This window comes from Demequina pilifera, from assembly GCF_048814985.1.
Classification (GTDB): Bacteria; Actinomycetota; Actinomycetes; order Actinomycetales; family Demequinaceae; genus Demequina.
The window spans coordinates 208,552-227,973 of the sequence record NZ_JBMDTW010000004.1 but is presented as its reverse complement, the minus strand read 5'-3'; the positions used below and the strand labels follow the sequence as shown (position 1 = coordinate 227,973).

Genomic DNA, 19,422 nt, shown 5'->3' with positions numbered 1-19,422 from the left:
AGGGCGCGGTGGTTCAGCTCGCTGTCGAGCGCTTGGCGCGGCGGTCGGCGAGGTCATCGACCGCAGCGGCGGCCGATGCGGGGGAATCGCCCCGGTCGGCAGGCAGGGAGGACAGCGAACCCTCGAGTTCGCGCCACACCTTTCCGAGGGCGATGCCGAACACTCCTTGTCCACCCTGGACCAGGTCGATCACCTCGTCGTCCGACGTGCACTCGTACACCGAGGCACCATCGGACATGAGGGTGATGCGGGACAGATCATCGACGCCGCGCTCGCGCAGCGCCGAGACTGCCGAGCGGATCTGCTGCAGCGACACTCCGGAGTCGAGGAGGCGCTTGACCACGCGCAGCACGAGGATGTCGCGGAAGCCGTAGAGGCGCTGGGTGCCGGAACCTGTCGCTGCCTTGACGCTGGGCTCGACGAGACCGGTGCGCGCCCAGTAGTCCAGCTGACGGTAGGTGATTCCGGCCGCCTTGCACGCGGTGGGACCGCGGTAGCCAGTGTTCTCGTCGAGGTGCGCGAGCCCGTCATCGAACAGGATCCCCTGGTCGGACACTGAGGTCAGGCCGGGGCCTTCCTGCTCTGCCATCGCTACTCCTCGCGCTCGATCCCTCTCCACCAAGGTAGGGCGGTGGACCCCGCCGGTCAACGACATCGCCCCTCCCCCGGTGGCGTGTCGCCCGCTGACCGTCTATCGGTCGATCTGCTCGTGCACACAAGCGCTGAACACCGCGACGGCCGCGTCGGCGCGTGCGCTCGTGATCGCATCGGCCGCGGCATCGTCACCCCTGCGCCGGTCGGGAGCGGAGGCGCCTGCGATGAGTTCCGCTTCGCGGCCGGCCGCTCGCACCAGGGCCTTGAGGGAACGGGGGTCTCCCCCGGCTCCCAGGTATGCACCGCCCGCGACGACCAGCGGCACGCATTCACGTTCGAATCGCCCTGGGACGCGCTGGTGGACGACGCCCTCCTCCTCGAGGGTCGAGACCACCGAGTCCGTGACGCCCGCCGCCTGCGCCAACTCGGCGTGCGTCAAGTACGTACCGGTGTCCTCCACCGAATACGGGGTGACCGCGAGATGCATGCGACCCGAGTCGAGTGACTCGAGGGTCTCCGCGATCACGCTCAACGGGCGAAAGTGGTCGCGCTGCTCGCGCAGCACGAAGCGCAGGCGCTCGAGATCGGCCGGAGAGTACTGGCGGTATCCCGCGGCCGTGCGATCCGGGGACACCAGGCCGTTGTTGTCCAGATAGCGCAGCTTCGACGGCGTGAGGGCGGGGAACTCGTTTCCCAGCTGCTGCAGCACGTCACTCACGCGCAGCATCGGCTCGTGCGACAGCGCGTGCGGCCACAGTCCCGTGCCGGGATCCGCCTCCGGCGCCTCGATCGCGAGGTCGGTGGCCTCGTCGCCGCGGGACGCGGCATGCACGGCCCTGAGCGCAGTCATCGAGTCAGCGGGCCGATCCCGGATAGAAGCTCATCCGGTACTTGCCGATCTGCACCTCGTCGCCGTCGTGCAGCTCCACCTCGGTGACCGGCTCGCGGTTGACGTAGGTGCCGTTCAAGGAACCGGCATCCTTCACGTAGAAGGTCTTGCCGTCCCGGATGAACTGCACGTGCTCCCGGCTCACCGTCACGTCGTCGAGGAAGATGTCACCCGACACCGATCGACCCGCGGTCGTGACATCCACGTCCAGCAGGAACCTCGCGCCCTGGTTCGGACCGTGGTGCACGATCAGCAGCGCGCAGTCCTCGTCGAGGGCGTCCACGGCGGTCTGGTCCTGCGGTGACAGGCGGTGCGGCGAGTGGTCGTCCACCGGTACCTGCGCGTCGAGCGACATCGTGCGCTCGACTGGGCTCTCGTCATATGTCATGGCGCCCCCTTTCTCACGTTGGCCGTCTCCATCATCCTAGGCGGTGTGGCGGAGCATCGGCGGACGCGCCGTTGGCAGTGGACCGGGCACGAGCCGCGACGTCGCGAACGTAGGCGATCCCCGAGATCCAATACAGTCCCGCGGCGGCGCACGCGCCGACTATCGCAGCGACGTGAACACCGTCCCAGCGTTCGAAGGCAAGGAACGCCAGCGGCAGGAACACGTACAGCGCAGCGGTCGCCGCCTTGCCCGTGAAAGTGACCTGAGGAGACGACACGCGGTGCGAGTGGCCCACCATCACCACGATTGCCACCATCGCGTCCCTGGCCAGCAGGATCGCGACGAGCCACCACGGCACGGCGCCTCGCAACGCGAGGGCGATCACGACCACGATCGTCAGCAGCCTGTCCGCCGCGGGATCCAACAGCCGGCCGAGCGCCGTGACCTGGCTCCAGCGGCGGGCAAGGAAGCCGTCGAGGAAGTCGCTCACGCCAGCAGCGGCAAGCGCGGCCACCGCCCACAGGTCGTGGCCGGCGACCAGCAGCCAGCCGAACACACCGATCAGCGCAATGCGCACCATCGAGATGACGTTGGGAACGGTCCACACCGCGCTGCTGAATTGATCGGCGCGGGGATTTGCCGTCGCGTCAGGATGCTCCATGCTCTCGAGATCGCGCGGCTCCTCCACGCCCGGGAGTCTACTTGGACTCTTCCTCCGAGGCGATGACCTTGTCGACGGTCTCCGTCGCGATGCGCGTGGCCTCGTCGTCAGACGCGCCCCGTGCGAGTTCCCTCGTCCTGATCTGCTCGAACCGCTGGTGACGGCTCTCCGATGGCTTCTGATCCGACATGGTCATCTCCCTTCACATTCGGCTTCGGGACTGCACTATCAGCCTAGGGCTCGGCGCCCAGGAGCGCGCGGTCAGGCGCGCTGCCATCACTCCGAGACGGCCTTCTCGAGCTGGGCCTTCGACATCGTCGACCGGCCCTTCACGCCTTTGCGCTTGGCCTCCGCGTACAACTGGTCCTTGGTCCGCCCCTGTGACCCGGAGTGGGACCGGAGGCCTCCTCGACGACCGCTCGAGATGTCGTCCGTCGACGACTTCGATGACTGGTCGGCCTCACCGGACCTCGCGCGCGCCTTGTTCACGGTGCGCGCCGCGATCTCCTTCGCCTCGTCCTCGGAGGCGCCGGCATCGAGCTTCGACTCCTTGACCTCTTCGTACTGGCGTTCGCGCTTGTCGCTCCACTCGCTGGGGGTCATCGATGCTCCTCCTGATCGCAGGTCGCTGGCTTCACCTCTGTGGCGTCAACGGGAGCGTCGCCAGGGATGTTCCACGCCGCAGCTCGCCCGCGATGCGCTCCGTGGGGTCGAATGGCGTCCCGTAGCGATGGGTGGTGAGCGACACCGCCTGCTCACGAACGAAAGGCAGCAGCTCGAGCTGCGGCGCCGATGTCACCGGGCCGTCGAAGACGGCGATGTCCGCGTGGCCCCGCCACGCGTCCGCGACATCCCCCACGTACCTCACGCGCGACTGGCCGCTGGCGCGGACCGCAGCGATCGCATCGTCCTCGGACTCTCGCATGACTGGCACTCCTGCCGATTCGAGCGCGTCGGCGAGACCCTCGGGCGGGTCCACGGCTGCGCTGACGCGTCCCTTCGCACCGGCCCGCACCATCGCGGCGCACACCCGCACGAGGTCCTCCGCACGAGCCCCGTCCCAGCGGATCACTGCCGGGACGGGCACGTAGCGCAGCACATTCGCCTCGCACGTGAGCCCAGTCGGGTCGTGACCCACCGAGAAGCGCCGAGCCCACTCCCGCTGGTCGGCCTCAGCGGCGACACGCACCCATGCGGCGTCGGCGACGCCGACCGTGGCCTCGACGGCCGGATCGAGGACCGTGCGTTCGCCGCCATCCGAGGGCAGTGGGGCGCGGGACCAGCCTGTGAGCGTGGAGACGTAATGCGGGCCTCCAGCCTTGACGGTGGGGCCCACGACCGAGCGCTTCCATCCGCCGAAGGGCTGACGCTGCACAATCGCGCCGGTGGTGCCCTTGTTGACGTAGAGGTTGCCCGCCTCCACGGCATCGATCCAGGAGCGAATCTCCCCCTCGTCAAGCGTGTGGATGCCCGATGTCAGGCCGTAGTCCACCTCGTTCACCAGCGCGATCGCGTGATCGAGGTCCCGGGCACGCACGATGCCGAGCACAGGGCCAAAGCACTCGACTCGGTGCATGAAGGATCCGGGCTCGACCCATCCGCGCACGCCGGGGCTCCACAGCCCCTCGGCGACGCGCTGCGGCTCGACCCACCAGGTCTCGGCATCGTCGAGTTGGGTGAGGCCGCGGTGCAGCTTGCCCGAGGGCTCCGCGATCACCGGGCCCATCTGCGTGCCCGGGTCCGTCGCCTGGCCCACGCGCAGCGATCGCACCGCGTCCCGCAGCTGGCGGTGGAGGCGCGGCGAGTCCGCCACCGAGCCCACCAGCACCGCGAGCGACGCTGCGGAGCACTTCTGCCCTGCGTGGCCGAACGCGGACGCCACCAGGTCGCGCACCGCGAGGTCCAGGTCTGCGCTGGGCGTGATGATCATCGCGTTCTTGCCCGAGGTCTCAGCGTGCAGCCGCAGCTCGGGCCTGGCGTCGAGGAAGCCCTGAGCCGTCTCGAACGCGCCGGTCAGGATCACCTGATCCACGCGGGGGTCGCCGATGAGCGCGTGGCCCAAGCGCCGTGGATCGAGGTCGATCAATCGCACGAGATCCCGGTCGACCCCGGCCCCACGCAGCACGTCGACGAGCACTGCGCTGCATCGGCGCGCCTCCTCGGCGGGCTTGAGGATCACTGCCGAACCCGCGGCGAGCGCCGCCAGGGTGGACCCCGCGGGGATCGCCACCGGGAAGTTCCATGGCGGCGTCACGACCGTCAGCGCCCGCGGCTCGGCGGCGGCACCGGACACCTCATCCAGGCGTCGCGCGCTGTTCGCGTAGTAGCGCGCGAAGTCGATCGCCTCCGACACCTCGGGGTCGGACTGATCGAGGGTCTTGCCGGTCTCGGAGGCCATCACCTCCACCAGGTCGTGGCGGCGCCGCTCGAGTTCGTCGGCGACGCGATCCAACAGCTCGGCGCGTGCAGACGCGGGGGTGAGACCCCAACGCCGCCCCCCGGCGTGCACCTCGCCGATCGCACGGGACAGGGTGTCGGCATCGTCGATGCGCGCCTCCGTGACCGCCTGCGCACCCGCCTGCCGCGAGGCCGCACGTGCGAGCACCCGCGCACCGTCGGCCCTGGTCGAGCCGACCGCGGGGTCGCTGTCGCTCGCGTTGCGGAACGCCCCGTGGTCCCGTGGCACAGCAGGAGAGGCGCGATGAGAGCGCGCCGGCGCCGGCTTGGCCGCGAGGGCGCACGCCTCGCGGAACGCGCGCTCCTCCCGCTCGAAGTCGGCCTGGCTGTGAGCGAGCGTGGGAAGGCGCGACAGGAAGTTCTGAGGGTTCGCGACCTCCTCGAGGCGGCGCACCAGGTATGCGAGAGCGACGTCGAAGTCCGCGGGGTCCACCACCGGCGTGTAGAGCCTCAAGGTGCCGACGTCACGGGCGACCGCGCTCGCGACCGGCTCCCCCATTCCCAGCAGCATCTCGAACTGCACGTCATCGGCCACCCCACGACGGTTGGCGAGGTCCCACGCGAGAGCGACATCGAAGAGGTTGTGGCCGGCGATCCCCACCTTGAGGCCACGCGTGGACTCGGGGGTCAGTGCCGCGTCGAGCATGCGCTTGTAGTGCGCATCGGTCTGCGCCTTGGAGCCCCACGGGGCGAGCGACCACCCGCGCAGCTCCGACTCCACGCGCTCCATCGACAGGTTGGCGCCCTTCACGATCCGCACGCGCAGCGGCGCTCCCCCGGCGTCGATGCGTTCCGCCGCCAGTCGCTGCACCCGGTCCAGGGCCGCGCTGGACTCCGGCAGGTACGCCTGGATCACGATGCCGGCCGACAGCCCGCGCAGTCGCTCGTCCCGCATCAGGTGCTCGAAGACGGCGAGCGTCACCTCGAGGTCCCGGTACTCCTCCATGTCCAGGTTGACGAACGTGCCCCCGGCGTCCCGCGCCGCCTCATAAAGCGGCAGCAGCGTCGCGGTGATCTCCGCGACCGCTCCATCCACGTCCCACGGAGAGTGCGGCGCGGTGGCGGCGGACACCTTGATCGACACGTAGTCCACGTCGGGGTGCACGATCAGCGCCCGCGTGCGCTCCACGCGTCGCGCCGCCTCCTCGCGGCCCAGCACCGCCTCCCCCAGCAGGTTGACGTTCAACTGCGCCCCGTCGGCCCGCAGGCGCCGCAGGGATCGCGACAGTCGGCGCGGTCGCGCATCCACCACCAGGTGCCCCACGAGCGCCCGCACGAACCGTCGTGCGATCGCGACTGTCAGATGCGGCGCGATCCGGCACGCGACGGCGCCCGCCCGGGACACCCATGCGAGGGTTGCGGGGAGGTGGGCGTCCGCACCGGCCGATGCGCGGCGCAGGGCCGCGGCCGCGACCAGGGGGTCTTCGGGCCGCACCAGGCCGTCGACCACCTCCGTGAGGTATCTCAGCCCTCCCTCCGAGCGCAGCGCGTGGCCCATGATCCGCGCACCGAGGCGCGGGCGGGAGCCTTCCGAGTCGTCGAGCCAGCGGCGCACCTGCTGGACCGCGCGGTCGGGGTCGGTGGGGACTGAGGTCAGGGCGGGGACGGCCATGGCCTCAGTGTGCGGCGGGGAGATAGTTCAGGTCTATCCAGGCTTCTTGAAGTTTATTGTGAAGCTGTGCTGAACTGTTGGCATGCTCAGCATCCAGCGCCTGCGGACCCTGCGCGAGTTCGCGATACGGGGCACCGTGGCCGGTGCCGCCGACAGCCTCGGGTACACCGCATCGGCCGTGTCGCAGCAGCTCTCCGCCTTGGAGAGGGAGACCGGGGCGAGACTGCTGCGCAAGTCGGGGCGTCGCCTGGTGCTGACCACGGCCGGGGAGCGCCTCGTGGCCGCCGCGGATACCGTGCTGAACGCCGTGGAGTCCGCCGAGTCGGACCTGCGCGCCACCCGCGGCGAGCCGGCGGGGTCGGTGCGCGCCGCGATGTTCCAATCCGCGGCGCTGTCGCTCCTGCCCAGTGCTCTTGGTCATCTGCGCGAGGCCGCTCCCAAGGTGCGCCTGCAGGTGACTCAGAGCGAGCCCGCCCAGGCGCTCCAGGACACGTGGGCCCGCGACTACGACGTCGTGATCGCGGAGGAGTATCCGCACCACTCCGCGCCGCACTACCCCGGTCTGCGTCGCGAGACGCTCATCAGCGATGAGATCTCCTTGGCCGCGCGCGCACGATCACGGACAGAGGACGGCCCGGGGGCTCGCTCCCTCGCCGATCACCGGGACAGCGTGTGGGTCATGGAGCCTCGCGGCACGGCATCGCGCCACTTCGCGGAGCAGACCTGCCGGCTCGCGGGATTCGAGCCGGACGTGCGCTACGAGACCGCGGACCTGCAGGCGCACATCGCCCTGGTCGCCGCAGGCGAGGCCGTGTCGCTGCTGCCGGGGCTCATGTGGATGGCGACCCCCGCCGACATCGTGCGCTCGACCCTGCCCGGAACGCCCCGACGCACCGTGTTCGCCGCCATGAGGGCGACCACGTCCGTGGACCCCGCCGTGTCTGCCGTCCTCAGCGCTCTGCGTCTGGCGGCTGCGCCGTTGGGTCGGGTGTGACCCCCTCCTGATGGGCACGCGTGGCGAAGCCCGGATCGTTGACCAACAGGGCCGCTCCCGCCACCGCCGCGGGCATGAACAGCGCTGCGCCGAGCGGTATGAGGAACAGCACGAACACTGCGGCCCCGAACCCCACCACCTTGGCGCGGTTCCGTCGCAGCACCGCGCGCCGCGCGACCAGCGAGACGTGGCCTCGTCTGGCAAGCGGGTACGCCGTGAGTTCAAGCGCGAGGAACCACCCGCCGATGCTTGCGCCCAGCACGAAGGCGGCGATCCCTCCCACCACGGGTACGAGCCCGATCAGGAACAGCCCCGCGGCCAGCGGCAGCGTGAGCAGCGCCAGTCTCACGGCCTCGCCGACGCCGCGCAGCAGCGAGCGGGCCCAATGCTCGTCGGGTTCGGCGCCGACGAAGCCCTGCCGGGCATCCACTGCCCGGCCGATCCGTTCGAAGAAGGGCTGGCCGATGGTGAGGGTGACCGCGGTGAACGCGTAGACGGCCACGAGGACGCTGCCCGCCACGACGGCAAGCGCCGCGATGACCTGCACCGCGCCGTGCGCCCAGCTGCCGTCGTCGACCACGAGCGACGCAAGCGACCGGGACCAACCCGCGAGCTGGGTCGCGATGACGATCGCCGCTCCTCCGAACAGCGCGGCGGTGATGGCGCCCGGGAGCAGTCCCCACGCCATCAGGCCAGGCGAGGTGCTCCAGGTCCGCAGTCCGCGCCAGGCCGTCGCCGCCCCGGAAGCGGCCTCGCGGACTGGCCTGACGCTGGCGGACGACGCGCGCGGTGACATGTGGCGATGCTAGCGGCCGCGCCATGGCTATCCTGGCCCAATCCCCGAGCCCTCCGACGTCCCTGGCGGTGCAAGACCTGTGACCGATCTGCTTCTGCGCAACGCGCGACTCCTCGGCGGCGACGCCCCCGTGGACATCGCCATCCGAGACGGGATGATCGCGAGCATCGTCGACTCCGCGGCACGCGGTTCGCACGCTCCCGCCGCCGAGGTGCTCGATCTCGAGGGCCGGTGGGTCGCACCAGGGTTGTGGGACCACCACGTGCACTTCACGCAGTGGGCCATCGTGCGCCGCAGACTCGATCTGTCCGCCGCACGCAGCGCCGCCGCGGCCGCCCACATCATCGCGGCCCGCATGGTCGCGGAGATCGAGATGTACGAGCCGATCATCGGCTATGGCTACCGCGACGCGATGTGGGAGGACGAGGCGACCGCCGAGGTGCTCGACCAGGTGGCGCCGCACCGGCCCGTCGTGGTGCTGTCCGGCGACATGCACGCGTGCTGGGTCAACACCGCCGCGCGAGACCGCTACGGCCTTCCCGATGCGGGGGTGCTGCGGGAGGACGATGCGTTCGCGCTGCAGATGCGCCTGGAGAAGGCGGCGCCCGGCGATGAGGATCTCGCGATCAGCGAGGCGGCCGTGGCGGCCGCGTCCCGAGGAGTCGTCGGCGTGGTCGACCTGGAGATGGCGCACAATCTCGCGGGCTGGACAGAACGCATGACACGCGGTCTGCACGCGCTGCGGGTCCACTCCGGCTTCTACCCCGCAGAGCTCGATGAACGGGTCGAGGCCGGCTGGCGCAGCGGCGATGAGGTGCCGGGCACCTCCGGGCTGCTCACCATCGGCCCACTTAAGATCATCACCGACGGCTCGCTCAACACCCGAACCGCCTACTGTCACGACCCCTACCCCGGTCGGGACACACGCGGCGTGCTCACGGTCTCGCCGGAGCAATCGGAGCGACTGCTGGCCCAGGCCGTGGAGCATGGCTTCACGGCGGCCGTGCACGCCATCGGTGACGCCGCCGTCACGCACGCGCTGGACTCGTTCGAGCGCACCGGGGCCACCGGCACGATCGAGCACGCCCAGCTCGTGCGCCACGAAGACCTCGCGCGCTTCGGTGCGCTCGGCGTCACGGCGTCGGTGCAGCCAGAGCACCTGTGGGATGACCGCGACCCGACCGAGCGGATCTGGCCCGACCGCGCCGACCGGGCGTTCCCGCTCGCCGCACTGCGCGACGCCGGCGCGCGACTGGTGCTCGGCTCCGACGCGCCCGTGGCACCGCTCGACCCGTGGCGCGCGATCGCCGCGGCCGTGCATCGCAGTGCGGACGAGCGAGCGCCGTGGCACCCCGAGCACGCCCTGACGCGCGAGCAGGCGCTGGTGGCCTCGGCCGGCTCGCTCCGGCTCAGCGAGGGAGCCGCCGCGGACCTGGTGGTGCTCGAGGCGGATCCGCTCCACTGCGTCGCTTCCGCGTTGGTGCGCATGCCGGTGGCCGCGACGCTGGTCGCGGGCCGTTTCACGCACCGCACGCTGTAGCGCTGCGGCGCGGTCGCGCTACAGCAGTGTGGCGCTCTCCAGTGCGATGTGGACGCCGGCGAGCGCCTGGGACACCGGGCAGCCGTCCTTCGCCTCTTCGGCCATCTCGCTGAATTTCATCTGGTCGATGCCGGGCACGCGCGCGCTCACCGTGATCACCGAGCTCCTGATGCCCTCGCCTGGCACGAAGGTCACCACGGCACTGGTCTCGATCTGCTCGGGCGGCGACCCGATCTCGCTGAGCGCGTTCGATAGCGCCATCGAATAGCAGGAGGCGTGAGCGGCAGCGAGCAGCTCTTCCGGGGTGGTCGTCGATTCCGAGCCCTCGGCGCGTGCCTTCCAGTCGACCGCGAGCGTCGCGGCGCCCGTGGCGAGAGTCGTCGTACCGGAACCGTCCGCGAGGGAGCCGTTCCACACCGTCGAGGCCTTGCTGTGCACTGTCATGTCGTTGCCTTCCTGTCGCTCCGGGCGCGCTCCGCGCCCTCTCCCGTCAGTCAAGCATGCGCGGGCGCCGCCCGCGCGCCACAGGCAGGGGCGACGGCGGCGCACGACCCGGCGCACTTCGCCTCGCCGATGCCCGTATCAGCGAGCAGCGGAGCTCGCGTCCACCCGCGCATCGGCCGGACCGCCCATCTCCGCGGGCGGCGAGACGCCGTTCCGCGTCGCCGCCCACCCCAGCGCGGCGCAGATCACCCCGGGCACGCACAGCACGAGACCCAACCACGACGGCGCCAGGTATCCCCAGCCGGCGGCGATCACGATTCCGCCGAGGAACGCCCCCAGCGCGTTGCCCATGTTGAGTGCCGAGTGGTTCAGCGCAGCGGCCATGGTCTGGCTGTCGCCCGCGACGTCCATCAGGCGGGTCTGGATCGCAGGAGACAGCGCGGCCGCCGCACCGCCGACCAGGAACAGACCCAGCAGCAATCCCGGGACGGATCCGGCGCCCCAGATGAGCACGAGCAGTGACACGACGAACGCGCCGAACAGCTGGAAGACCGCCCGCAGGGCGCCGCGATCGGCGAGCCTGCCCCCGAGGAAGTTGCCGGCGGTCATGCCCAGGCCGAGGACCACCAGTGCGATCGGCACCATGGACTCGGTGGTCCCGGTGACCTCGGTCGCGAGCGGTGAGACGTAGCTGTACACGGCGAAGAATCCGCCGAACCCCAGCGCGCCGGTGAGCAGCGCGAACCAGACCGCGGGGCGACCGAAGGCCCCAAGCTCACGGCGCATCGTGGCGCCGGGATCCCCCGCCGACCGAGGCACGAACGCGATGATCGCGAGCGTGCTGAGCGCGAACAGACCCGCGACCGCGAGGTAGGCCACTCGCCAGCCGGTCTGCTGTCCCAAGTAGGTGATCGCCGGAACGCCGATGACGTTCGCGATGGTCAGGCCCGCGAGCACGAAGGCGACCGCCTGTCCACGCTTGCCGGGACCCATCAGGCGGGCCGCGACCAGGGCGGCGATGCCGAAATAGGCGCCGTGCGGAAGGCCGGCGACGAACCGAGCGGCGACCACGGTCTCGAAGGTGGGTGCCAGCGCCGAGGCCATGGTGCCCGCGGTGAACGCCGCCGCGAGCACCGTCAGAACGGTCTTGCGGGGATAGCGTGCGACCAGCGCCGCGATGGTGGGCGCGCCCGCGACCACCCCGGCGGCGTAGGCGGTGATGATCCAGCCGGCGCGGCCGATCGCCTGCTCGGGACTCGCCTCCCATAGCGCGGGGTCCAGGTCGCGGGCCATGTCTGGGAGCAGTCCCATCGCCACGAACTCGGTGGTGCCGATCCCGAATCCGCCCAAGGCGAGAGCGAACAGCGCAAGCCGGGTGCGGGCAGGGGTCAGGGTCGTCATGGGGTCACCGATCACAATCAGGTCGAGGGGGCGCTCACCCTCGAGCACGCCCAGCATAGGTGCGCTCGTCTCCACCACGTTCCGCGCCGGGCAATACTGGGGCGCATGGAGATCATCACCGCAGTCCGCTCCCCTGGCTGGGAGGACGGGACTCGCCCCACCGGACCTGTGGCCCTGCTGCTGCACGGCTATGGCTCTCACGAGCGCGACCTGCCCGGTCTCGCGCCCTGGCTGCCATCAGGCATGCCGTGGGTGTCCCCGCGCGCCCCGTTGGCGATGGGCGTGGGTCACGCGTGGTTCCCGCTCTCGCTGCCCGACCCGCCGAGTGCCGACCACGTCGACCGGGCGACCACGGCGCTGTGGGAATGGCTCGACGTCACCCTCGGGGCCGAGGCGCAGGTCGTGCCGGTCGGCTTTTCACAGGGTGGTCTCATGGCCACTCAACTGCTGCGGACGCGCCCCGAGCGCGTGGCCGCGACCGTGGTCCTCGCGGGTTTCGTGGCAGGTACGGCGCAGCCGGCCGATGCCCTTCTCGCCGAGCGGCGACCTCCAGTGTTCTGGGGTCGGGGAGACGAGGACCCCGTCATTCCGCAGGAGGCAGTGAGTCGAGCGGCGGAGTTCCTTCCCCACCACAGCGTGCTCACCGAAAGGGTGTACCCCGGCCTGGGTCACTCGGTCGATCAGCGCGTGATGGACGACGTTCGCGACTTCCTCGAAGCTGCCGTCGACGCTCGCTGACGTTTGGCTCGGGGGTCAGCGGGGGTCAGCGCGGGTCGCGCGCGGCGCCGCCGGCGGTCGCCGAGTCGAGCGCATCGAGCAGGTCCAGCAGCCAGCGTGCACCGTGCACGGACGCGCCCTCCTGCTGGGCGCGGGACCGCAGTTCCGCATCGCTCGTCACCACCACCGGGCTGACTCCGCCCGCCGCGAGTTCGCGCACCCTGGCCACGATCGAATCGTCACCCGATCCGGGAGCGTCGATCACGCTCACGTGCTCTTGCGCGTCCAGCCCGCGGGCCTCGCCCTCGACCACCAGGTCGATCCCGGGGTGCCAGCGCAGCCCATCAAGCCCGAGCGCAGCCGCGCCGACTCCCCCGTGGCCGAGGTCCTCGAGCCGTTGCATCAGTCGCTCCGCCGCGCCCCGGCGGTCGCGCCACCAGCCGTCGGGCACGGACCCGACCACATTCGCCGCATCGACCACCAGGCGCGGCCTCACACGGATGCTGTGGCGCAGCGATGGCCAGGCCCGAGCGAACGCCGGGTGCAGCGGGAGCGCGTCGACCTGCTCTGCCGCCACCCAGAGCAGCTCGAGGCTCTCGGCGTCGCCGGCCACGGCATCGAAAGGCTTGACCACATCCACCATCAGCGTGGTGTAGGCCCACACCTGCCGGTCCACGCGCCACACGGCGCGCGTGCGGACCGCACTCCGGGGCACGCCGGCCTCCTCGAGGGCTTCCCGAAGGGCGCCGTCCTCGGCGGTCTCTCCTTGGTGCAGGGCTCCCCCGGGGATGCCCCAGGTGCCGCCGTGATGGCTCCACTCCGCGCGGTGCTGGAGCAGCACGCCGCGCGAAGGGTCGACGGCGAGGACCCCAGCGGCGCCGTACCGCCCCCAGTAGCGCTCGCCGCCAGGCGCCTCCACCCATGCGTCCCCAGGGTCACGCTCGCGACCTGGCGGGGGCGTCCCCCTCGCGGCGGAATCAGGACTCATGTCTCGAGACTGCCACAGCGATCTGGGGAGTCGGTTATCCCGCGTCGGCACGCGGGGCGACCACGATGCGCGAACGGCCCGCGTCCTTGGCGCCACGCAACGCCCAGTCCGCGTCCTCCAACGCCTCGGCCAGGGACTGACCGGGTCGAGCGTGCGCGACCCCAAAGCTCACGGACGGGGCGCTGGTGCCGACGCCAGTCCGCGCGGCGAACGCGTCGGTCAGCTCGTGGATCGCGCGGGTGGCGGCGTCGGGGTCGGTATCGGCCAGCATCACGACGAACTCGTCGCCTCCCCATCGGCACGCGACGTCGGCATCGGTCAGCGTCTCCCGCAGGGCGTCCGCCAGACACCGCAGCACTCGGTCGCCCTCGTCGTGCCCGTAGGTGTCGTTCACGGTCTTGAAGTCGTCGAGATCCGCCAGCACGAGGATGGGAGGCCGGTCCCGCCCGGCGCGTCGCGCCGTGTGCCGGACGTAGTGCTGCTCGAACGCGTGGCGTGCGAGAAGCTCCGTCAGGTCGTCACGGGACGCTCGCAGCTGCCACGCCGTGGTCGCCTCGAAGCGGCTGAGAGCCGTGATCGTGAACGTCACGACGACGAGCACCACGAGAATCACGAACGTGGTGGCGGTCGGGCCGGCCCACGTCGAGTAGAACGACGAGTCGGGTCCGAGGACGGCGAATGTGACGAGTCGACCGCCGTAGAAGGCCGCGAGGAATGTTGCGGTCACGACCATGGCGCGCAGCGAGGGCCGAGCGCGGATGATGGCCGAGTCGCTGTGCTGCAGGTGTGGCTCGAGCGTGAGGACCCAGAGCTCGCGTGCGGCAAGAGCGAACATGAGGGTCATTCCCGCGAGCAGCGCCGGCGTGCCGGGGAGGGTGCCGTCGGTGCGGCCATCCGCGACGGAGGCGACTGTTACGGCCACGCATGCCAGCACGATCGCCCACGGGCGGGGCGCGGCGGCTCGCAGTGCCCGTGCACTTGCCCACACCAGGCCAGCGCTGGCGACGGACAGGCCATTGCCCAGCGGGGCCGCCAAGGCCGCGAGGCCCGGCCCTTCCAACAGATAGACGACCGTGCTCCCACCGGATAGCACCACCACCCAGCTCCACCCCAGCGCGTACGGAGAGCGCGTGTGCCGATAGGTGCCGAATCGCACGAGCAGGAACACCACGAACGCCACCGATGCCTGGACCACCCGCAGAGTGTCGATATCGAGCATGACAGGCACCCTATTGCCCTGCCGGGCCACTTCCACACCCATGCGAGATGAACGTCGTCTTTCGGCGGCGAGAACGATCGGTCGCGTCGCCAATCTGGTGCCGGGCGCTCGAAGGCGGGCGAGTCTTGTTCACAGATCAGTCAAGGCCGAGTAAAGTCTTGAAGCGTGAGCAAGGTCGCCGCAGTCTCCATCGCCCGGCTCTGCGCTGCCCTCGTGATCGCGGCCGCGCTGGGCGTCCAGGCCTGGGCGGACCTCACCTACGGCACCTTCACGTGGGCCCAGCTGCCCGGCTACTTCACGCCGCTCGCGGCGCTCGCGGCCGTCGTCGCACTGGTCGCCGCGGCGGTGGCCGGCGCGGACGAGCCGCGTTGGGTGGCACTGCTGCGAGTGAACGCCGCCACGTATGGCGTGGTGACCGGCGCGGTGTACTGGTACATGCTCGCGGGGGTGGCGACGCCGGTGTACCCGTGGGCGAACATGGTGCTGCACGGCGGCGCGGGTGCCGTGCTGGTGGCCGATTGGCTGCTCGTGGGCAAGCCGGTGCGACTGCCGATGAGGACCCTCTGGACGGTGCTGGTGGTCCCCGCCGGCTGGATCGCGTACCTCTTGCTGCGTGCCACGCTCGACGGTTGGGTGCCCTATCCGTTCCTTGACCCCGCACGCGGGATCACCTCCGTCGCGATCACGATCTTGGCGATCGCCGGCACCGGACTGGGCGTGGCGGCGGTGCTGCATTCGGCGACCGGCCTCCGACTGCTGAGACTCGCCCAGGTCCCCAAGACGGGCAGCCTCAGGGTGAAGGCGCCCAGGCGCTGAACGGCCCGTTGGAACCCCTTGGGGTATCCACACGTTCACCCCCTGTCGCACCGTCTCCTGATCCTGGGTCGCGCGCTCGCCCGCGAGTCGCTCCCGTGGCGTGGAAACCCGCCCGGCGCATGTCCGGCGGGATCGATGAGTCGTCAGTGACAACGAGGCCCCGTGATCGCGCGCCATCGGCGCAAGGTCCCGGGGCTGAATGCCGTGCGGCGGCAGAACGTCGCCTCACGCTGTTCCCGTACCTACCCCTGGTGATCTCTCTATGCCCCGAATCGCACGCCCCACCCGCACGCTCGCCGGCGCCATCGTGCTGACCTCCTTTGGCATCGGGTTCACCGGTGCCTATGGAGCGCACGACCTGGACACCCGCATCGCGGTGGACGACGCCCGCGCAGCGGCGGAGTCCGTCGAGGCCAAGCGCGACGCGCTCGAGCTGTCCCTCACCGAGGCGCACAGCGCGGTCCACGCCGCGGGCGCGGTCGTCGACGAGGACCGCGTCGCCGCAGCCGCACAGGCGCTGAGCGACGCGACCCACGCGGCAACAGAGCAGGTCGCGCTCAGCGGTGTTCAGGTGTCAGTGGCGCCCGTGGACCCGGATGAGATCACGACGCTCGTCGCCGTGGCCGCGGCCCCGCCCTCCGCCGACGGCAGTGCGGAGGGTGCCGAGCCGGTGACGAACCGGGTGTCGCCCGGCGAACACGGCGACGACGAGCCGGCAGCCGAGCCCTCCGACTCCGCGCCCACTCCCTCACCCACGCCCTCCACGGCCCCCATCGACGATGCCCCGCACCCCGCACCCCGCTCGGACGAGCTGGTGGACCTCATCGAGGACCTCGAGGTGGCACGAGTCCTGGCCGGTGAGACCGACAGCGCGGATCAGGCACGCGAGGCCGCACAGCGACTCGAGCGCGCATCGGCCGCTCTCGATGAGGCCCTCGCCTCCGTGAACGGCGGCGCCACTGCCTTGACCGAGGCGGCGATCGAGGCCGGCCACGCCGATACCATCCTGCTGCTCGACGGCGCCGTCCGGGACGCGGACGTCGAGGCGGGCGCCGCGGTCGACGTCCTCGCCGCCGTCGCGGACAAGGTGAACGACGACTCCCGCCTGACCGAGGCCGAGGATGCGCTCACGAGCCTCATGAGCGCCTCCGCACGGGCGGCGCTGGTCGATCACGAACGGCCCCTGCGCGTGATCGCCGAGCTGGACCGGATCCTGGCCGCCCACACGGCCTTCGACGACGCGATGGCGGCCGTGCGGGTCACGCACGAGGAGTGGGTGACGGCCGAGAACGCCGACATCGAGACCCGCAACGACCGGCTGCGCGCCGACCACGAGCAAGAGGTCGCCGACGCCCGTCAGGCGCACGCCCAGCGGAACAGGGACGCCGTCGCGTCCCGCTCCAATGGCTGGTCCGGCCCTCCCGCGGGCGTCGCGGGCTCCAATGGCTCCCTCACCTACGACAGCCTGTGCGAGCTCGACTTCGCGCCAGGTCATCGGCTCCAGTGCGACGCCGCACGCTCTCTCGAGGCGGCCAACGCCGCATATCTCGCCCAGCACGGCACCAACCTCGCGATGACCGACTCCTACCGCTCGTACTCGCTGCAGGTGCGGACGCGCGCCGCCAAACCCGGCACCGCCGCGAAGCCGGGCTCGTCCAATCACGGGTGGGGAATGGCGGTCGACCTCGACGTGCCGTCCTCCGCGTGGCTCACTGCCAACGGCGCCGAGTACGGCTGGGTGCATCCCGCATGGGCGCGGCCCGGCGGCCCCCGGCCAGAGTCCTGGCACCTCGAGTACGTCGCGACCGACGTGGGCGCCTTCCAGGCTCCGGCCGCCCCCGAGCTGGAAAAACCGATCCAGAGCGTCTTCGACGGCGTCGCGCCGCGCGATGATTGACGCGTCCGCGCCGCCCGCCTTCCCCGCATCGGCCGCCATCTGGGTGTGCTCGTCCGTTCGTGACCCCCAGACGGGACTACCGTAGAGCCATGCCTGCTGACTCGAATCCGACTGACGACACGACTCCCGACCACGCCCCGGAGGACGAGTCCGTGCCCGGCGACACCGCTCCCGCCGATACCGCGGCGACCAGTGAGCCCGCGCCGCCCGACCGCCTGACCTTCGCCGACCTCGGCCTGGGCACCACCGTGCTCAAGGCGCTCAGCGCCGTCGGCTACGAGGAGCCCAGCGCCATCCAGGCGGCCACCATCCCCACGCTCCTGGACGGCCGCGACGTCGTGGGCCTCGCGCAGACCGGCACGGGAAAGACGGCCGCATTCGCTCTGCCCATCCTCGAGCGCCTCGACACGTCCAAGAAGAAGCCGCAGGCCCTCGTGCTCGCCCCCACCCGCGAGCTCGCGCTCCAGGTGTGCGAGGCCTTCGAGCAGTACGCCGGCCACAGCAAGTCGATGCACATCCTGCCGGTCTACGGCGGCCAGGGCTACGGCGTGCAGCTCTCCGCGCTGCGACGTGGCGTCCACATCGTGGTCGGCACGCCCGGCCGCATCATGGACCACCTCGACAAGGGCACGCTGGACCTGTCGGAGCTAGCGTTCCTGGTGCTCGACGAGGCCGACGAGATGCTCAAGATGGGCTTCGCCGAGGACGTGGAGACCATTCTCGCCAAGACCCCGGCCGAGAAGCAGGTCGCGATGTTCTCCGCGACCATGCCGCCCCAGATCCGCCGGCTGAGCGCCAAGTACCTGCGTGACCCCGAGGAGATCTCGGTCAAGAAGAAGACCACCACGTCGACCAACCTGACGCAGCGCTACCTGATCGTGTCGTACCCGCAGAAGGTCGACGCGCTCACGCGCATCCTCGAGGTCGAGAACTTCGAGGCCATGATCGTCTTCACGCGCACCAAGAACGAGACCGAGACCCTTGCCGAGAAGCTGCGGGCGCGCGGTTATGCCGCGGCCGCCATCAGCGGCGACGTGGTGCAGGCGCAGCGTGAGCGGACCGTCAAGCAGCTCAAGGACGGCAAGCTCGACATTCTCGTCGCGACCGACGTCGCGGCGCGCGGCCTCGACGTGGACCGCATCTCGCACGTGGTCAACTACGACCTGCCCATCGACACCGAGTCCTACGTGCACCGGGTGGGCCGCACCGGCCGCGCCGGCCGCACCGGCGACGCGATCAGCTTCGTGACCCCGCGTGAGCGGCGCACGCTGGGCGCGATCGAGCGCGCCACGCGGCAGCCGCTCACGCAGATGCACCTGCCGAGCGTGGACGACGTCAATGCGACCCGCCTCACGCGCTTCGACGAGGCCATCACTGAGGCGCTTGGGCAGACCGCGCGCATCGACACCTTCCGCGACATCATCGGTCACTACGTCGAGCATCACAACGTTCCCGAGGCGGACGTCGCGGCAGCCCTCGCGGTCGTCGCGCAGGGCGAGACTCCCCTGCTCCTCGACCCGGCCGCCGAGCCCAAGCGCGAGGAGTTCCGTGGCGGCAAGGACGGCGCGGCGCGCCCCGACCGCGGCGAGCGCAACCGGCGCGGCACCTCCGGTCCCCTGAGCACGTATCGCATCGCCGTCGGGAAGCGACACAAGGTGGAGCCCCGCCAGATCGTGGGTGCGATCGCGAACGAGGGCGGACTCAACCGCGACGACTTCGGCCAGATCCGCATCTTCCCCAACTTCTCGCTGGTCGATCTGCCGGCCGAGCTGCCCGCCGAGTCCCTGCGCAGGCTCGAGCGCACGCGCATCAGCGGCATCCTCATCGAGCTCAAGGCCGACGGCGGCGCCCCGGGTGGTCGCAAGTCGGCCCCTCGCAGCCAGGGCGGGCCGCGCGGTGGCAGTGGACCTCGCGGAGACCGGGACGACCGGCCGCCGCGCAAGCCTCGCTACTGACGTGCGGGGCCGGCCACCTCGAGCGCATGGGGCCCGGTCGGCGCTGGCGTGTGG

At 71.0% G+C, this 19,422-nt stretch carries 18 protein-coding genes; 6 read left to right on the top strand and 12 right to left on the bottom strand.

The window, feature by feature from the left end; genetic code table 11:
- Positions 1-13: 13 nt before the first annotated feature.
- From ACNI14_RS08890 to ACNI14_RS08860, 7 genes are all read right to left on the bottom strand, one after another.
- Positions 14-589: a MerR family transcriptional regulator gene (locus ACNI14_RS08890; protein WP_420519644.1), complete on the bottom strand. Its 576-nt coding sequence runs from the start codon at positions 587-589 to the stop codon at positions 14-16.
- Positions 590-691: 102 nt separating this feature from the next.
- Positions 692-1,444, bottom strand: a complete 753-nt coding sequence (gene ftsR, locus ACNI14_RS08885) for a transcriptional regulator FtsR (RefSeq protein ID WP_420519643.1) — start codon at positions 1,442-1,444, stop codon at positions 692-694.
- Positions 1,445-1,448: 4 nt separating this feature from the next.
- The gene (locus ACNI14_RS08880) at positions 1,449-1,871 is read right to left on the bottom strand and encodes an FHA domain-containing protein (protein WP_420519642.1); all 423 of its coding nucleotides are present in this window, start codon (positions 1,869-1,871) and stop codon (positions 1,449-1,451) included.
- Positions 1,872-1,902: 31 nt separating this feature from the next.
- Positions 1,903-2,559, bottom strand: coding sequence for a CDP-alcohol phosphatidyltransferase family protein (locus ACNI14_RS08875; RefSeq protein WP_420519641.1), 657 nt, complete (start codon positions 2,557-2,559; stop codon positions 1,903-1,905).
- Between the two features lie 10 nt (positions 2,560-2,569).
- Entirely contained in the window at positions 2,570-2,722 is a 153-nt protein-coding gene (locus tag ACNI14_RS08870; protein ID WP_420519640.1) for a hypothetical protein, read from the bottom strand.
- Positions 2,723-2,808: 86 nt separating this feature from the next.
- Positions 2,809-3,135 (bottom strand): plasmid stabilization protein, encoded by a 327-nt coding sequence (locus tag ACNI14_RS08865; protein ID WP_420519639.1) that lies wholly within the window; start codon positions 3,133-3,135, stop codon positions 2,809-2,811.
- Between the two features lie 31 nt (positions 3,136-3,166).
- A complete protein-coding gene (locus ACNI14_RS08860; RefSeq protein ID WP_420519638.1) occupies positions 3,167-6,601 on the bottom strand; it encodes a bifunctional proline dehydrogenase/L-glutamate gamma-semialdehyde dehydrogenase in 3,435 nt (1,144 codons plus the stop codon).
- A gap of 82 nt (positions 6,602-6,683) precedes the next feature.
- On the opposite strand from ACNI14_RS08860, the gene ACNI14_RS08855 reads away from it, so the two are divergent.
- On the top strand, positions 6,684-7,595 hold the full coding sequence (locus ACNI14_RS08855; protein ID WP_420519637.1) for a LysR family transcriptional regulator: 912 nt from the start codon (positions 6,684-6,686) through the stop codon (positions 7,593-7,595).
- Here ACNI14_RS08855 and ACNI14_RS08850 read toward each other — a convergent pair.
- Positions 7,552-8,391: an EI24 domain-containing protein gene (locus ACNI14_RS08850; RefSeq protein ID WP_420519636.1), complete on the bottom strand. Its 840-nt coding sequence runs from the start codon at positions 8,389-8,391 to the stop codon at positions 7,552-7,554. The genes ACNI14_RS08855 and ACNI14_RS08850 overlap by 44 nt on opposite strands.
- A gap of 79 nt (positions 8,392-8,470) precedes the next feature.
- On the opposite strand from ACNI14_RS08850, the gene ACNI14_RS08845 reads away from it, so the two are divergent.
- On the top strand, positions 8,471-9,931 hold the full coding sequence (locus ACNI14_RS08845; protein ID WP_420519634.1) for an amidohydrolase: 1,461 nt from the start codon (positions 8,471-8,473) through the stop codon (positions 9,929-9,931).
- 18 nt (positions 9,932-9,949) lie between these two features.
- Here the strand turns inward: ACNI14_RS08845 and ACNI14_RS08840 are convergent, their stop codons facing one another.
- Positions 9,950-10,375: an OsmC family peroxiredoxin gene (locus tag ACNI14_RS08840; protein WP_420519633.1), complete on the bottom strand. Its 426-nt coding sequence runs from the start codon at positions 10,373-10,375 to the stop codon at positions 9,950-9,952.
- Positions 10,376-10,513: 138 nt separating this feature from the next.
- Positions 10,514-11,776 carry an MFS transporter gene (locus ACNI14_RS08835; RefSeq protein ID WP_420519856.1) on the bottom strand — a complete coding sequence of 421 codons (1,263 nt, stop codon included), beginning with the start codon at positions 11,774-11,776 and terminating at the stop codon, positions 10,514-10,516.
- Positions 11,777-11,881: 105 nt separating this feature from the next.
- Here ACNI14_RS08835 and ACNI14_RS08830 point away from each other — a divergent pair, with 105 nt between their 5' ends.
- Complete coding sequence (locus ACNI14_RS08830) at positions 11,882-12,514, top strand: alpha/beta hydrolase (protein ID WP_420519632.1); 633 nt, start codon at positions 11,882-11,884, stop codon at positions 12,512-12,514.
- Positions 12,515-12,539: 25 nt separating this feature from the next.
- Here the strand turns inward: ACNI14_RS08830 and ACNI14_RS08825 are convergent, their stop codons facing one another.
- The gene (locus ACNI14_RS08825; RefSeq protein WP_420519630.1) at positions 12,540-13,481 is read right to left on the bottom strand and encodes an NUDIX domain-containing protein; all 942 of its coding nucleotides are present in this window, start codon (positions 13,479-13,481) and stop codon (positions 12,540-12,542) included.
- Positions 13,482-13,515: 34 nt separating this feature from the next.
- Positions 13,516-14,700, bottom strand: coding sequence for a GGDEF domain-containing protein (locus tag ACNI14_RS08820; protein WP_420519629.1), 1,185 nt, complete (start codon positions 14,698-14,700; stop codon positions 13,516-13,518).
- 165 nt (positions 14,701-14,865) lie between these two features.
- Between ACNI14_RS08820 and ACNI14_RS08815 the strand changes: the two genes are divergently transcribed.
- The 3 genes from ACNI14_RS08815 to ACNI14_RS08805 all read left to right on the top strand — a co-directional run bounded on the left by ACNI14_RS08815 (position 14,866) and on the right by ACNI14_RS08805 (position 19,368).
- Positions 14,866-15,516 (top strand): Pr6Pr family membrane protein, encoded by a 651-nt coding sequence (locus ACNI14_RS08815; protein ID WP_420519628.1) that lies wholly within the window; start codon positions 14,866-14,868, stop codon positions 15,514-15,516.
- A gap of 262 nt (positions 15,517-15,778) precedes the next feature.
- Positions 15,779-17,413, top strand: a complete 1,635-nt coding sequence (locus ACNI14_RS08810) for a hypothetical protein (RefSeq protein ID WP_420519627.1) — start codon at positions 15,779-15,781, stop codon at positions 17,411-17,413.
- Between the two features lie 89 nt (positions 17,414-17,502).
- Positions 17,503-19,368 (top strand): DEAD/DEAH box helicase, encoded by a 1,866-nt coding sequence (locus ACNI14_RS08805; protein ID WP_420519626.1) that lies wholly within the window; start codon positions 17,503-17,505, stop codon positions 19,366-19,368.
- Positions 19,369-19,422 lie beyond the last annotated feature (54 nt).